Below are 13,957 nucleotides of genomic sequence, written 5' to 3'. Positions count from 1 at the left end.
TCACCGGGCCGGGCCGGTCCCCCCCGCCCGCCGACTTGGCCGCCGGGGGTGTGGGCGGGGGGGCGGCGGGGACGGGGCCGTGGTGCGCCGGGGGGCGGTGTGGGAAGTCGGCCGGGCCGACTTCCCACTCCGGGCGGTTCAGCGGGACGCCTCGCCGGTGCCCGTGCAGCAGGCCTCCGGCGCGCCGGCGGCGCTCTTGCCGAGGCTGTCGGCGTCGGCCTTGACGACGTAGACCTCCCAGGGCTCCTTGCCGGGGGCGGTCACCCAGACCTTGTCCTGGATGGCGTAGCAGCAGGAGGTGTCGTTCTCCTCGAAGGTGGCGAGGCCGGCCTCGCGCAGGCGGGCGGTGGCGGCGGTGACCTGCTCGGTGGAGGCGACCTCGACGCCGAGGTGGTCGAGGCGGGTGTCCTCGCCGGGCTCGCCCTCGATGAGGACGAGCTTCAGCGGGGGCTCGGTGACGGCGAAGTTGGCGTAGCCGGGGCGGCGCTTGGCGGGCTCGGTGCCGAAGAGCTTGGAGTAGAAGGCGATGGAGCCTTCGAGGTCGGCGACGCGCAGGGCGAGCTGGACACGGGACACGGTGGCCTCCAACGGGCAGGAAGGGCTCGAAGGGCTGGAAGGGCTGGAAGGGAGCAAAGGGACTGAACGAGCCTGTATCGATGTCTGTCGATTCAGCCTTGCACTCTGGATCGATATTCGTCAACATAGAAGCATGTCGAAACAGGAACTCCCGCTGCTCGATCGGGACGACGCCGCGGACGGCTGCTGCCCCCGGCTGCTGAGCGCCCCGCTGGACGCGGACCAGGCCGCCGAACTGGCGCCGCTCTTCAAGGCCCTGGGCGATCCGGTGCGGCTGCGGCTGCTGTCGATGATCGCCTCCGGCGCCGGCGGCGAGGTGTGCGTCTGCGACCTGACGCCGGCGTTCGACCTGTCCCAGCCGACGATCTCCCACCACCTGAAGCTGCTCCGGCAGGCCGGGCTGATCGACTCCGAGCGCCGCGGCACCTGGGTGTACTACCGGCTGGTCCCCGAGACGACCGACCGCCTCGCGGGCATCCTCACCCGCCGGGCGTCCCTCGGCGCCGCCGAGTGAGCGCCGACGCCGGGGCGCCCGGCCCGGTGGCCGGCCGGCTGTCGTTCACCGACCGCTACCTCGCGCTGTGGATCCTCGCCGCGATGGTCCTCGGCATCGGCCTCGGCCGGCTCGTCCCCGGCCTGGGCGACGCGCTCGCGAAGGTGACCGTCACCGGCGTCTCCCTGCCGATCGCGTTCGGCCTGCTGGTGATGATGTACCCGGTGCTCGCGAAGGTCCGCTACGACCGCCTCGACACCGTCACCCGCGACCGCCGCCTGCTGCTCCCCTCCCTGCTGCTGAACTGGCTCGTCGGGCCCGCCCTGATGTTCGCCCTCGCCTGGCTCCTGCTGCCCGACCTGCCGGAGTACCGCACCGGGCTGATCGTCGTCGGCCTCGCCCGCTGCATCGCCATGGTGATCATCTGGAACGACCTGGCCGGCGGCGACCGGGAGGCCGCCGCCGTCCTCGTCGCCCTGAACTCGCTCTTCCAGGTGGTCGCCTTCGGCGCGCTGGGCTGGTTCTACCTGTCCGTGCTGCCCGGGTGGCTCGGCCTGGAGCGGACCGCGCTCGACGTCCCGGTGTGGGAGATCGCCCGCAGCGTGCTGATCTTCCTCGGCATCCCGCTCGCCGCCGGCTACCTCACCCGCCGCCTGGGCGAGGAGGCCCGCGGCCGTGCCTGGTACGAGACGGCGCTGCTGCCGCGCATCGGCCCGTTCGCGCTGTACGGGCTCCTGTTCACGATCGTCGTCCTGTTCGCGCTCCAGGGCCGTGCCATCACCGCGCAGCCCCTGGACGTCGCCCGGATCGCGCTGCCGCTGCTGGTCTACTTCGCCGTCATGTGGGCCGGTTCCCTGGCACTGGGCCGCGCGGTGGGACTGGACCACCCGCGGGCCACCACCCTCGCGTTCACCGCGGCGGGCAACAACTTCGAACTGGCCATCGCCGTCGCCATCGCCACCTTCGGCGCCGCGAGCGGCCAGGCCCTCGCCGGAGTGGTCGGCCCGCTGATCGAGGTGCCCGTCCTGATCGGCCTCGTCCACGTGGCCCTCGCCGCCCGCCGGTACTTCCCCCGGCCCGCCACCGTCCCCGCCACCGTCCCTGCCCCCGAACCCGCCCCCGAACCCGAAGGTTCCGCCCGTGTCTGAGTCCAAGCCGTCCGTGCTGTTCGTCTGCGTGCACAACGCCGGCCGCTCCCAGATGGCCGCCGCCTTCCTCACCCGGTTCGGCGGGGACCGGGTCGAGGTCCGGTCGGCCGGGTCGGCGCCCGCCGACGGCGTCAATCCGGCCGTGGTCCGGGCGATGGCCGAGGTGGGGATCGACCTCTCCACCGAGACGCCCAAGGTGCTCACCGTCGAGGCGGTCCGGGCCTCGGACGTGGTGATCACCATGGGCTGCGGCGACGCCTGCCCGTACTTCCCCGGAAAGCGCTACCTGGACTGGCAGTTGGCGGACCCGGCGGGCCAGGGCGTCGACGCCGTCCGCCCGATCCGCGACGGGATCGAGCAGCGTGTCCGCGCCCTGATGGCGGAACTCGGCATCGAGGCCGTCGCATGAGCGGGGTGGTGAACGTCGCCGCGATGACCCCGGCGCACGCCGCGCAGGTCCTGGAGATCTACCGGTCGGGCATCGACGGCGGCGACGCCACCTTCGAGACCGGTGTGCCGAGTTGGGAGGAGTGCGACGCGGCTCGCACGGCCCGGCACCGCCTGGTCGCCCTCGACGGGTTCGACGGGTTCGACCGGGTGCTCGGCTGGGCCGCGGTGGCGCGGGTGTCGGAGCGGAGCGCGGCCCACGGGACCCCCACCGCACCGCCGTCCGAACGGCCCGCCGGACCACCCCCGAACCGCCTCTGACCAGCCCGTTAGGCTCGCTCCATGACTGCCGACCACCACCACACGTGCGCGTGCTGCACGGAACGCCACGACGGCCCGCCGCTGTCCTACGGGGCTCCGGCGCCGGTGGAATGGAAGCCGCGCTACTCCCGGCGCCGGGACAGCGAGCTGACCGCCGACCAGTGCGTGGTCAAGGGACGGCACTTCTACGTCCACGGCCTGATCGAGATACCGGTGCGTGACAGCGGCGACACGTTCTCGTGGGGCGTCTGGGTCTCCTTGAGCGAGCAGAACTTCGCCCGGACGCACGACCTGTGGGACGACCCGGTACGGGAGCAGGAGCCCCCGTACTTCGGCTGGCTCTCCACCGAGCTGCCCGTCTATCCGGACTCGACCCTCCTGCTCAAGACCCACGTCCACACCCGCGCGGTCGGCCGGCGTCCTTTGATCGAACTGGAACCGACCGATCATCCCCTCGCGGTCGAGCAGCGCGAAGGCATTACGACCGGCCGCGTGCGGGAATTCGCGGACCTGCTCCTCCGGGGCTGACGGCCTCCGGCCCGCTGACGGTCCCCGGCCGCTGCTTCCCGCTGACGGTCCGCAACAGCCGGCCGCGGTGCGCGGTGCACGCCGCGTGGTGCACGCCGCGCGGTGCCGTGGCCGGCCGGTGCGCGCACGGCCGGTCGGTGCGTGTCAGACGCCGACGGCGGTGCCGGCGTGGGCGGAGGCCGCCTGGTACTCGTCGTCGCCCTCGAACCGGGCTTCGCAGCCGGTGGCGAGGGTGCTGGCGACGATGACCGGGTCGAGGATCTTGGAGCCGGAGTTCAGCTCGGCGATCCCGCTCTGGTCGGTGGTCGCGGAGCCGACCCGCTGGCCGCTCGCCGTGCTGTAGAAGGTGATCTGCCGCCCCACGATCGGCTTGCCGTCCATGTCGGTCAGCGTGGCCTCGAAGTCGCCGCTGATCGGAGCGTGGGCGACCACGTGGCCGCTGACCGTACGTGCCGTGAGCTGGACTGGCTTCTTCTCGGAAGTCATGGTGTAACCTCCCGGATGCTCTGGGCTACTACTTCCACCGTAGGTGCCTCCGTGACGGCCTGCACGCGGGCAGTGATGCCGCAGGTCGGAGGGGCGGTGGGCGGTCGACGTCGGGCGGTGGTCGAGCGGTGCCCCGTCGCGGGTCGGCGGAACCGGAGCCTGACGCCCCTCCCGACGCACGCCGCCCGGGCCGCACGGGCGGGAGACCGGGGCAACCCGGTGGAGTTCGGGGCGGGGATCGGGGAGACTCGCGCGCATGGTTTCGGTACTGCAGAACGTGGCGATCGACTGCGCGGACGCCTATGAGTTGGCGCGCTTCTGGAGCGGTGTGACGGGCAGGCCGCTGGACCCCGACTGCCGGCCGGGGGACCACGAGACCCAGGTGCTGCTGGCGGAGGGCCCGGTGCTGTACTTCAACCAGGTGCCCGAGGCGAAGACGGTCAAGAACCGGGTCCACCTGTGCCTGCGGCCCGAGACCTCGCGCGATCAGGAGGTGGAGCGGCTGCTCGGCCTCGGCGCCGCCCTCGTCGGCGACCACCGGAACCCCGACGGTTCGGGTTGGGCGGTCCTCGCCGATCCCGAGGGCAACGAGTTCTGCGTGCTGCGCAGCGACTCCGACCGGGCGGCCGCGCACCCGTGAGGGCGCCGGGGCGGGCCACGCGTGCACGGAGCCGGGGGCGGACCGGATCCCGACCACCACGGTGACGGTCGACACCGCTCGCGGCGGGTCACGGAGAAGTGGGCCGCCCGCGCTCCGGGTGCCGGTGCGACCAGGCCCCGACGCCCAGGGCCGTCCCGATCCCGAGGAACGCGCCGACCCCGGCCGGCGCGATCCACCCGGTGATCGGTGCGGCCGGGGCGCCGCCCTCCCCGGGGAGGGCGAGCAGCCCGGTGAGCAGGCCGTACGGGACGAGCAGCGTTCCCGCGCAGGCCAGGGCGAGCAGCGGCCTTCGCGGGAGCTTCCGTCCCCAGGGCCGGACGAGGGCGCAGGCGAGGAGCAGCCCGGTCAGGGCGAGGACGGCCGTGAAGTCGACGCCGTGCCGTTCGAGCAGGACGAGGGCGCCGGGCGCGCCGTTGCGGGTGAACTCGTCCGCCATGTCGAAGCCGTCCGCGAGTCCGGCCCGGCCGCCCGCCGCCCAGTAGGTCTTGACGGCGATGTAAGGGACGGTGGCGGCGGCACCCAGGGCCACGACCCTTCGCGCTGCCGCCGGTGTCGGTGCGTGCACCATGTCTCCTCCTGGGGCATCACCCGCGTCGGCCGCTGCCGCCGGGTGGTTCCACAGTGCCGCGCCCGGGGAGTCGGGTCGTCCTTCCCGGGGCCCGGCCGCAGGGCGGTCCGTCCCTCGCGCGGGGGAGGAGTGGGAAGTCGGCCGGGCCGACTTCCCACTCCCGGTGCTTCGGCGTGCGGTGGGGGCGGCGCGTTCGGGTTCGGCCCGGACCGGTCCTGGCGTTGGCGGTGCGGACGGCGGGAAGGACGCGGAGTCCCCTCAACGGCCCACCGCCTTCCCAGCGGCGGGCCGTTGGCGTGTGCCGTCGGGCGCTACAGGCGGAGCAGGACCACGCCCGTGACGGTCGTCGCCGCGGTGACGACCAGGACCGTCACCGCGCAGCCGACGTTCCCCGCCACGGACCGGCGGGTGGCCGCGAGGTCCGGCGTGAAGTCGGCCGGGTCGGCGGGGGAGTAGTGGATCGTGAGGTCCCCGCCGACCGGGACGGCGGAGTCCGGCAGGCCCGATGGGTAGTAGGCGGTGACGGCCGTCCCTTCCTCGGTGGTGAAGGCGACGACCGGCGTCCGGCTGGTCCGGGTGTCGCCGTCCTGGTCGGTCTCGACGTTCCTGAGGACGGCGACGACCCGCCCCGGGACGGGCGGCATGGCGGCCAGCTCGGCGAGCCGCTTCTTCATCGTCTGCTTCTCCCCGGGCAGGTAGAACGCGCCGAGGACGGTGACCGGACCGCAGGTCGCGACCAGGGCCCACGGCCAGCCCCGGTCGATCGAGAGGACGACCACCAGCCCGACGTAGATCAGGAACACCGCGGTGTGGGGCCAGGCGAGCCCCCTCCGCCCCGCCTGGAGGTCGCTGACGAACCGGAAGGCGTGCGGCCTCCCGCGCGGATAGCGGATTCCGACCTCCCGGCCCACCCAGGCCGTGCTGATCCGGTCGCCGGTCCCGCTGTCGTTGGTGACGACGAACTCCTCGCCGGTGGACGGGTCCTGGAAGCGGACGACCACCGCTATCCCGTCGTTCGAGGAGCTCCCGTCGCGCGGCTCCCCCACCCGTTCGATCCGCCCTTTCACCCGTACGGCCCGCTGCGCCTTGGTCAGGCCGGCCAGCGACCGGCCGTACCCGACCAGCGCCACGGCGCCGAACACCCCGCACCACAGGGCCAGGATTCCGTGCCAGTTCATGTGTGCCCCGCTCCCGTCCGTCCTGTCCGTGGTTCAGTGCGCCGAGGTGCGCCGCAGCACCCGGCCCTGTCCGTCCGCCTCCAGCACGGCGGCGCCCCCGGGCCCTGCCACGGTGACCGTGATGGTGACGGAGCCGTCGGTGCGGAGGACGGTGATGCTCCAGGCCTGCGGGGCGTGGACGCCGAGCGTGGTCCTGGCCTCGTCGACCAGGGCCGGGAACCGCTCGTAGGGCAGTGACACCGGATCGAACTCCCGGGCCTTCGAGTCGGTCGAGGAGAACGTCAGCGCCAGCAGGCTGTCCGTCACCTGCAGGGTCGTCACCGGCCCCGCTTCGCCGTCGCGCGTCAACGAGTTGACGGCCCGCCCCAACTCGCCCTCGTCGAGGAAGGACTGCCCGGGGCCGAGCACGACGGTGCCGGACCCGGCCGTCACCACCTTGGTCGACCACGACGAGGAGGCGGAGGCCGAGGGGCTCGCGGAGGAGGACGGCGGGCCGGCGGGCTCGTCCTCGAACAGGTCCACCCGGAACAGGAGGACGACGGCCGCCGCGGCGAGCAGCAGACCGAGGAACCCGAGGAAGGGGACGGCGCAGCTGTCGGGCGGCTCGCTCACCTTGGTCGAGGCGGGCGCGGAGTCGAGCAGCGCCCCGGCCGCCCGCTCCTCCCACACCGGGGTCGGCCGCTTCACGATGCGCACGGCTGCCGGCCGGTCCGGCGGGTAGCGGACCACCAGGACGCCGCGCGGCCGGTAGTCGGGGAGGTCGGCGACGTGGATGTCCTGGGTGAACTCCACCCGGAACGCGGGGCCTTCGTCCGGCACGACGGTGAGGTCGAACCGCACCGCCAGGTCGGTCACCTCGCCCTTCGGGACGTCCAGGCTCTCGATCATCGCGAGCGCCGTCCGCGGGACGACGGCTGCCTCCCGGGCCCGCCGCGGCACGCCGGCGAGGAGGAGCAGCAGGCCGTAGACGATGGGAAGGCCCATGCCGGCGATGACCAGCGCCACCTTGTCGACGACGACGCCGACGACCATTGCGGCGAGCGATCCTCCGATCACACTTCCGGTCAGGAAGCCGCGGGCGAGGGCGACCGGCGTGTTGCGCGTGGGCGGCGCACCGGTGGTGATCGTCATACCGGTGATTGTGCCGGGCGGGAGCGACGGCGGACAGGCCCGGAGCCGACAAGCTTGCGCCGTCCCAGTGAAACCCCGGAACCAGTCGGGGCGACCCGCGTGCCGCCGGCCCAACCGGCCCGCCCTGCACCTAACTTCACGGCGGACCGGATCCGACCCGGCCGGCCCGTGAACCCCCGCCCCCCCCGAACCAGGAGCAGCAGTGCGAATCCCCCAGAAGCCCGCCGTCGTCCTCGCGGCCGCCGTCGCCCTCGCCGGCCTCACCGCCCTCGGCGGCGGCCCGGCCACGGCCGCGCCGCCGTCAGTCGTACACGACGGTGAAGTCCCGGCCGAGCGCGGCGTACCGGCCCAACGCGTCACGGAGCGCCTGCGCCGCCCACGGGAGTTCGCGCTCCAGATCCGCCCAGCCGACGAAGCGCAGTTCGGCGGGCATCGCGACCAGGCCGGTGATCGAGTCCCAGAACGCGGCCCAGTTCATGCCGTAGAACGCGGGGAGGCGCAGTTCGCGCTTCAGGACGGTGTGGAGGTCGTTCTCGCCGCGCACGGAGCCGACGTCGACGGTGATGCGGTGGGGCGGGTCCGGCGTCAGGTCCTCGGTGGTGTCCCAGAAGGTCGGGAGCCACCAGCACAGGACCGACCGGTCCTCGGGCCAGGGACGCTGCTCCTCGTCCTGCCAGTCCTCGAAGAGGTCCGCGGCCGGGTCGATCGGGCGCCAGGCGGGGTCGAGCGGCTCGTCGGCCGTCGCCGGCCGGACGAACCGCCGGCCGCGCTGGTCGCAGGCCCCGAACTCCCGGACGTTGCGCTGGGCCTGCAGCAGCGGGACCGAGTTGGCGCCGTCCGGCCTCAGCGGCCACCTGAGCTGCGCCGGGTCGTCCTCCCAGGAGCAGAGCGGGCAGACGACGAACGAACCGGGCCACCCTTCCCGGACATCGAAGACGAGATGGCCGCAGCAGGGGCAGGGTCGGCGAGTGTCCACCCCGGCAGTCTGGCCTGCCGGACCGGTCGACGGCGACCCGGTTTCGGAGCATGCCCATCGGATTTCGTGACAAGTCGTCATGGTCGGCGGATCACCTGTTCTAGGATCCTGGGGCACTTCGGACAGCACGTCGCTCCGTCCGAGCCGCACGTCCTCAGCAGACCACGTGCCCGGCGTTCGGGACAGGAGAGCCGGGTTCCCATCCTTCGATGCGGAGGCTTGACCATGAGTCGAACGGGTACGCGTCCAAGAGTCCTCATAGTCGGGGCGGGCCTGGCCGGCACCGCCACGGCCATCCGGCTGCTCTGCTTCGCGCGCAGACCGCTGGAGATCGTCCTGCTGGAACGACGTTCCGACTACCGCTCGGCGGGCGTCGCCTACCACCGGGACGGCAACCCCTGGGACTACGTGTTCAACATCCAGGCGGGCCGGATGTCGGTGTTCCGCGAGGACGTCCTCGACTTCGTCCGCTGGGCGAACCACGAGGCCGACCGCAGCGGCTGGCCGGAGCCCTGGGCCGGGCTCCGGTTCGTCGAGCAGGGGCCGGCGCCCCGGCGGATCTTCCAGGACTACCTGAGCGACCGGCTGGCCGAGGCGAGGCGCGAAGCCCCTCCCGGTGTCGTGCTCGTCGAAGCGGAGGGCGAGGCGGTCGACCTGGAAGTCCGGCCCACCGGCGCCGACGTGACGATCGAGCAGCCGTCGGGCCGCGGGGGCGGAGCCGACCGGAGCCCGGCGGTGACCGTGCTCCGCGCCGACCAGGTCGTCCTCGCGACCGGCCTCGAACTCCGGGAGCCGGTCTTCGCCTCCGAGGTCCGCACCCACGCCTCCTTCGTGCGCGACCCCTACTCCGCGGCCGGAATCCGCAAGCTCGTCTCGCTCCCGTCCGAGTCGACGGTCGCCATCGTCGGCTCCGTGCTGAGCGCCTACGACTCGGCGGGCCTGCTGCTGCGCCAGGGCCACACCGGGAGGATCCATCTGATCTCCAGGACCGGGACGATGTTCCGGACGTACCCCGGCGGCCACGAGCACGGGGTGCTGCGCCTCCCCTGTCCGAAGACGCTGCTGGAGCCGTACCGGAACCGTGAGGAGTTCCTCGTCCGGATCCGGGCCGAGTGGGACACGGCGTGCTCGACGGTCGTCCGGGAGCATCCCGACGTCTCCCCGGTGGTGGTCGCCGAGCGGGTGGTCAAGGCGTGGGAGCCGCACCTCCCCGAGGCCATCGAGCGCATCCCCACCGCGGAACTGCGGGGCCTGCTGGACGAGTTCGGCACCGCGCTGGCCGCGCTGCGGGTCGGGGTGCTGGAGTACACGATGGCGGTCATCGAGCGCGCCCTGCACGCGGCGGACGGGGCGGTGCGGCTGGTCGTCGGCAAGGTGGAGGCGGTCAGGCCGGCGGAGTCGGGGCGGCTGGCCGTGTCGGTCGCCTCCCCGCAGGAGGAGCACACCATCGAGGCCGACCTGGTGGTGTCCAACTTCGGCCGGGAGTCGGACTACAGCAGGGTCGACCGGCCGCTCTGGCGGAACCTCCTGCGGCGGGGGATCGCGGAGCCCCACGCGCGCACCGGGCGCGGCCTGGAGGTCGACGGACGGGGGGTGCTGCTGAGCCCTGGCGGGGTGGCGGGCCCGGTGTCCGCGGTCGGCGCGCTGCGCGAGGGCGACGAGATCGTGCGGAACGGCCGAACCGGTGCGTTCACCTTCAATCTCGCCGCCATCAAGAACCATTCGATCGCGGTAGCCGCGCACGTGATCGAGCAACTGGAAGTGGAAGAGGACGTTTCGGCTCGGATCGCGGAGCGGAGTTCGGCTCGGAGTTCGGCTCGGACTTCGGAGTGGACTTCGGTGGGGAGTCCGGCTCGAAGCACGGCCGAAAGCGTGGCCGAAAGCGTGGCCGGAAAGGTGGCCGGGCGCCGCGGGGGTGTCGGCAATCTGGAGGAAGCGGCCCGGGCGGAATTCGAGGACGCTGTGGTACTGGAGGCCAGGAGATTGGCCTCGCGCGGTCGAATTGAACGGAACCTGCTCGATTCCCGACTGGACGCCTGTATCCGGTCCATGGGTGAACGTCCGGCCGCTGCGGTGGATGCCGCCCGGTACGACCGCCTGATGAGGGTGGTCGTCAACCGGGCCGCGGTCGAACGACTCACCGATGTCTCCGTGACACCACGACAACTGCGCCGACAGCTGGGAATGGCGACCGCCGAAGAACAGGAGGAATAGGTGGACGGGCGACGGATTCAGGGATCCCTGCTGACCGGTGGTGCACAGAGCGAAGTGCGGGGCACCTGCAATCGCACGAGACATCCGCTTGAGGGATCCATCCTCGTCGCCCCTTCCCTCGACGCCGGCCTGTACGAGGCGATCGTGGCGGCGCGCGCGGTGGTCTGCGGTTCGGGCGGGCTGACCGGCCACATGCAGTCGCTCTGCCGGGGCAGGGGAATTCCCGTGCTCCGCGTCGACGAGGCGGACCTCGACGACCTGGTCGGCGAGGCGGTGCTGGACCTCGACGGCGAGTCGATCGTCGTCGAGTCCGGCGCGGGCGCCGGGACCGACGCGGACGCCGGGGCCGGGGCCCCCTCGCCGGCCGACCTCGGCGCGGCGTGTGCGGTCATCGCGGACCTCCAGGACATCAGCGCGATCAACTCCTGCGGACCGGACGCGAAGCGGGTCGACTGCTTCTTCATCCGGGAGGAGTTCCTCTGCCTGGCGGCGGGCCTGAGTCCGCTCGACTCCCTGGAGGGCGGCCCGGCCGAAGCGGCGGTCTACGGGCGGGCGCTCGCCGACCGGCTGTGCGCCTTCACCGAGGCGCTGCTGCCCGGCCAGCGGCTGATCCTGAGGATGCTCGACCTCCGCTCCGACCACGCCGCCAGCGTCACCGAGCTGGCCCCGGTCGCGGTCGAGCCCAACCCCGAGCTGGGCCTGCACGGCGCACGCTGGCTGCTGGGGTCGACCGCCTACCGGGAGGCGCTGCACGCCATGCTCGGCTCGCTGCGCGAGCGGCTCGGCGACGCCGCGGGCCGGGTGCACCTCTCCGTGCCGTTCCTCAACGACGCGGAGGAGTTCGCCCAGCTCAGGAAGCACCTCGAACTGCCCGCCGAGGTGCCCCTGTCCGCGTTCATCGAGACACCGGCGGCGGTGCACGCCACGGCGGAGATCTGCGCCGCCGGCGCCAGCGAACTGTTCGTCGGGGTGAAGGACCTGGTGCAGTTCTACCTGGCCGCGGACCGCGGCAACCACCTGGTGGCGGAGTCCTACCAGACCCGGCACCCGGCCGTCCTGGACGGGCTGCGCAGGGTGGTGGAGTCGGCCCGCGCCGCGGGGACCCCGGTGAAGGTGTTCGCGCTGGGCACGGACCTCGCCCACTACCTCGCCCACGTGCCCACTCCGGACGGCTACATGATGTGCACCGCCGAACTCCGGCAACTGGTGCTCGACTCGCGACCCTGACCGGGCCGGCGGGCGGGTGGCGGTGAGGGTCGTCGCCCGCCCGCTGTGTGGTCGGGCGCGGATACTACAACTCTATTGTCATCGATAGAAGTTGATCGGGACTCCATCCATTTCAGTGAATCTGACGTTACATCAGTTTCGTTTCACCCGCCGTGATCCAGGATGCGAACAGTATCCGTAACGGAAGGGTGGTTCGCATGACCAGCGTCAGTGGAGAGCCGATCCCGGCGATCACCGAGGCCACGCTCGCCGACGTCGCCGACAACGGACTTCGGGGGCCCGGCACCACCGTCAACCAGGCCGTCATCGACCTCGGCAACGCCCTGCAGGCGGCCGCCCAGGGCGACGGGACGGTGCAGCTCCCGCCGGAACTGGCCGAGTTGGTGGCCAAGGTGCGGCAGATCGCCGACGTCGACGTCACCGGGATCGAGGTGGAGGAGGACATCCGCCTGTCGGCGTTCCGCATCAGGCTGAAGGGCGACGAACCCCGCCCGGTCGTGATCGTGCCGGCCGGCTGGAACCCGCTCGGCTGGCTGCCCTTCGTCTACGGCTACATCAAGCTGGCGCTGCGCGGCTACCACGTCCTGGCCTACACCCCGCGAGGCCTCGGCTATCCGGGCTGGATCTCCACCTCCGGCGGCCGCGTCGACGTCGCCGGCCCCGACGACTGGGCCGACGGGGTGAAGGTGATCACCCACGCGGAGGGCTGGAGCGGCCCGAGCAAGGTCGGCTTCCTCGGTCTGTCCTACGGCTCCGGGATCAGCCAGCTGGTCGCCGCGCACGACCCCGACGAGCGGGTGGCCGCCGTGGTCGCGCTGAGCACCTGGGGCAACCTGGCCACCAGCCTCTACGCCAACGACACCCGACACGTGAAGGCCGTGGAACTGCTGGTCGGCTTCACCGGCGGGGAGAAGCAGGACAAGTTCGACGCGGAGACCCTGGACATCCTCGACAAGTTCGACCAGAACCGCGACCTCGACGACGTGATCGCCTGGGGCGACGAGCGCTCCCCGGAGACGTACCTCCGCGAGACCAACCGGCGGGGCATCCCGACCTTCGTCTCCAACACCTGGCACGAGACGCTCTTCCCGGCCTCCTCGGTGATCGACGTCTACAACCGGCTGACGGTGCCCAAGCAGCTGAACCTGTGGATCGGCGACCACGGCGCGCCCGAGGGCGCTGGCATGTCCGGCCTGCTGACCCACCTGCCGTTCCCCGGCCTGGCGGATCCCCTTCGGGAGGCCTTCGAGTTCCTGGACCACCACCTGCTGCGCGCCGACAACGAGGCGCCGAACCGCAAGCAGGTGACCAGCCAGGTGATGTTCACCTACAAGACCAAGCCCGTGCTGGGCGGCGGCAACCGGATCACCGAGGCCGCCCGCCGGGAGTCGCGCGACTCATGGGCGGACGTCACGACCGGCGAGGAGACGTGGTACCTCACCGGCGTCAACGGCGACGGTGACGGCGCGCTGGCCGACAAGCAGAACGACGGCTGGTCGCGGAGCTTCACCGCGGGCGTGGAGACCAGGGCGACGGCGGTGGACGGCGTGATGGACACCGGCCAGAAGGAGTGGACGGGCAACCCCCGGAAGTACGTGCTGTCCGAGTTCGAGCGGGAGAACCTGCTGGTCTGGTCGACCGACCCGCTGACCGGGCAGGGTGAGGCGGCCCGCCGGATCCGGGGCGCCGCGCAGGTCCGGCTGACGGTGCGCAGCACCGAGGACGCCGCCACCCTGGTGGCCTACCTGTTCGACGTCGCCCCGGACGGTACGGCGCGGATCGTCACCCACGAGCCGTACACCGTGCGCGGTCTGACCCCCGGGAAGGACACCACCGTCAGCTGGGCGCTCCAACCCGCCGCGTACGACGTGCCGACCGGCCACCGGCTGGCGCTGGTCGTCAACAGCCGTGACCAGCTGTACTCCTACGCCGCGGAGCGCGGCACCGTCACCGTCGGCTCGCCGAGCGGCAACGAGTCCCGCCTGGAGCTGCCGCTGGGCTGATCCCCGGAGTCGCCCCCGCGGCCCGGGGCCGGGGGGGGGCGGGGCGCGGGGGGGGGGGAT

General features: G+C 72.6%; 15 protein-coding genes. 9 read left to right on the top strand and 6 right to left on the bottom strand.

Translation table 11 applies throughout. From position 1 onward, the window contains the following. Positions 1-138: 138 nt before the first annotated feature. A complete protein-coding gene (locus tag ACWGKU_RS05735) occupies positions 139-576 on the bottom strand; it encodes an ArsI/CadI family heavy metal resistance metalloenzyme (RefSeq protein WP_452177635.1) in 438 nt (145 codons plus the stop codon). 133 nt (positions 577-709) lie between these two features. On the opposite strand from ACWGKU_RS05735, the gene ACWGKU_RS05730 reads away from it, so the two are divergent. From ACWGKU_RS05730 to ACWGKU_RS05710, 5 genes are read left to right on the top strand one after another with little or no spacing between them, the layout of a single operon-like run. Continuing rightward, positions 710-1,090 (top strand): ArsR/SmtB family transcription factor, encoded by a 381-nt coding sequence (locus ACWGKU_RS05730; RefSeq protein ID WP_359897675.1) that lies wholly within the window; start codon positions 710-712, stop codon positions 1,088-1,090. Further along, positions 1,087-2,217 carry an ACR3 family arsenite efflux transporter gene (gene arsB / locus ACWGKU_RS05725; protein WP_452177636.1) on the top strand — a complete coding sequence of 377 codons (1,131 nt, stop codon included), beginning with the start codon at positions 1,087-1,089 and terminating at the stop codon, positions 2,215-2,217. The genes ACWGKU_RS05730 and arsB overlap by 4 nt, the downstream gene beginning before the upstream one ends. Continuing rightward, entirely contained in the window at positions 2,210-2,626 is a 417-nt protein-coding gene (locus tag ACWGKU_RS05720) for an arsenate reductase ArsC (RefSeq protein WP_452177637.1), read from the top strand. The genes arsB and ACWGKU_RS05720 overlap by 8 nt, the downstream gene beginning before the upstream one ends. Further along, positions 2,623-2,925, top strand: coding sequence for an N-acetyltransferase family protein (locus tag ACWGKU_RS05715; RefSeq protein ID WP_452177638.1), 303 nt, complete (start codon positions 2,623-2,625; stop codon positions 2,923-2,925). The genes ACWGKU_RS05720 and ACWGKU_RS05715 overlap by 4 nt, the downstream gene beginning before the upstream one ends. A gap of 21 nt (positions 2,926-2,946) precedes the next feature. Continuing rightward, complete coding sequence (locus ACWGKU_RS05710; RefSeq protein ID WP_401051049.1) at positions 2,947-3,453, top strand: DUF2199 domain-containing protein; 507 nt, start codon at positions 2,947-2,949, stop codon at positions 3,451-3,453. Positions 3,454-3,597: 144 nt separating this feature from the next. Here ACWGKU_RS05710 and ACWGKU_RS05705 read toward each other — a convergent pair whose 3' ends face one another. Beyond that, a complete protein-coding gene (locus ACWGKU_RS05705) occupies positions 3,598-3,939 on the bottom strand; it encodes a hypothetical protein (RefSeq protein WP_401051048.1) in 342 nt (113 codons plus the stop codon). Between the two features lie 256 nt (positions 3,940-4,195). Between ACWGKU_RS05705 and ACWGKU_RS05700 the strand changes: the two genes are divergently transcribed. After that, positions 4,196-4,579 carry a VOC family protein gene (locus ACWGKU_RS05700; protein ID WP_452177639.1) on the top strand — a complete coding sequence of 128 codons (384 nt, stop codon included), beginning with the start codon at positions 4,196-4,198 and terminating at the stop codon, positions 4,577-4,579. 88 nt (positions 4,580-4,667) lie between these two features. On the opposite strand, the gene ACWGKU_RS05695 is transcribed toward ACWGKU_RS05700, so the two are convergent. The 4 genes from ACWGKU_RS05695 to ACWGKU_RS05680 form a co-directional block, all read right to left on the bottom strand. Continuing rightward, positions 4,668-5,168, bottom strand: a complete 501-nt coding sequence (locus tag ACWGKU_RS05695; protein ID WP_401051043.1) for a hypothetical protein — start codon at positions 5,166-5,168, stop codon at positions 4,668-4,670. A 311-nt stretch (positions 5,169-5,479) separates the two neighbouring features. Next, positions 5,480-6,346 carry a DUF3592 domain-containing protein gene (locus ACWGKU_RS05690; protein WP_452177640.1) on the bottom strand — a complete coding sequence of 289 codons (867 nt, stop codon included), beginning with the start codon at positions 6,344-6,346 and terminating at the stop codon, positions 5,480-5,482. 33 nt (positions 6,347-6,379) lie between these two features. Beyond that, entirely contained in the window at positions 6,380-7,477 is a 1,098-nt protein-coding gene (locus ACWGKU_RS05685; RefSeq protein ID WP_452177641.1) for a hypothetical protein, read from the bottom strand. A 301-nt stretch (positions 7,478-7,778) separates the two neighbouring features. Next, a complete protein-coding gene (locus ACWGKU_RS05680; protein ID WP_452177642.1) occupies positions 7,779-8,453 on the bottom strand; it encodes a CPCC family cysteine-rich protein in 675 nt (224 codons plus the stop codon). A 225-nt stretch (positions 8,454-8,678) separates the two neighbouring features. On the opposite strand from ACWGKU_RS05680, the gene ACWGKU_RS05675 reads away from it, so the two are divergent. The 3 genes from ACWGKU_RS05675 to ACWGKU_RS05665 all read left to right on the top strand — a co-directional run bounded on the left by ACWGKU_RS05675 (position 8,679) and on the right by ACWGKU_RS05665 (position 13,897). Continuing rightward, positions 8,679-10,667, top strand: coding sequence for an FAD/NAD(P)-binding protein (locus tag ACWGKU_RS05675; protein ID WP_452177643.1), 1,989 nt, complete (start codon positions 8,679-8,681; stop codon positions 10,665-10,667). Next, positions 10,668-11,894, top strand: coding sequence for a putative PEP-binding protein (locus ACWGKU_RS05670; RefSeq protein ID WP_452177644.1), 1,227 nt, complete (start codon positions 10,668-10,670; stop codon positions 11,892-11,894). It abuts the gene before it with no gap. Positions 11,895-12,091: 197 nt separating this feature from the next. After that, entirely contained in the window at positions 12,092-13,897 is a 1,806-nt protein-coding gene (locus ACWGKU_RS05665; RefSeq protein WP_452177645.1) for a CocE/NonD family hydrolase C-terminal non-catalytic domain-containing protein, read from the top strand. Positions 13,898-13,957 lie beyond the last annotated feature (60 nt).

This window comes from Kitasatospora sp. NPDC054768 (assembly GCF_053612025.1).
This window is presented reverse-complemented; position numbering and strand designations above follow the sequence as displayed.

Coding starts and splice junctions, on each gene's coding strand:
- ACWGKU_RS05730 (WP_359897675.1), top strand. CDS start 710: ATGTCGAAACAGGAACTCCCGCTGCTCGATCGGGACGACGCCGCGGAC.
- ACWGKU_RS05665 (WP_452177645.1), top strand. CDS start 12,092: ATGACCAGCGTCAGTGGAGAGCCGATCCCGGCGATCACCGAGGCCACG.
- ACWGKU_RS05690 (WP_452177640.1), bottom strand. CDS start 6,346: ATGAACTGGCACGGAATCCTGGCCCTGTGGTGCGGGGTGTTCGGCGCC.
- ACWGKU_RS05685 (WP_452177641.1), bottom strand. CDS start 7,477: ATGACGATCACCACCGGTGCGCCGCCCACGCGCAACACGCCGGTCGCC.
- ACWGKU_RS05715 (WP_452177638.1), top strand. CDS start 2,623: ATGAGCGGGGTGGTGAACGTCGCCGCGATGACCCCGGCGCACGCCGCG.
- ACWGKU_RS05705 (WP_401051048.1), bottom strand. CDS start 3,939: ATGACTTCCGAGAAGAAGCCAGTCCAGCTCACGGCACGTACGGTCAGC.
- ACWGKU_RS05700 (WP_452177639.1), top strand. CDS start 4,196: ATGGTTTCGGTACTGCAGAACGTGGCGATCGACTGCGCGGACGCCTAT.
- ACWGKU_RS05695 (WP_401051043.1), bottom strand. CDS start 5,168: ATGGTGCACGCACCGACACCGGCGGCAGCGCGAAGGGTCGTGGCCCTG.
- ACWGKU_RS05675 (WP_452177643.1), top strand. CDS start 8,679: ATGAGTCGAACGGGTACGCGTCCAAGAGTCCTCATAGTCGGGGCGGGC.
- ACWGKU_RS05710 (WP_401051049.1), top strand. CDS start 2,947: ATGACTGCCGACCACCACCACACGTGCGCGTGCTGCACGGAACGCCAC.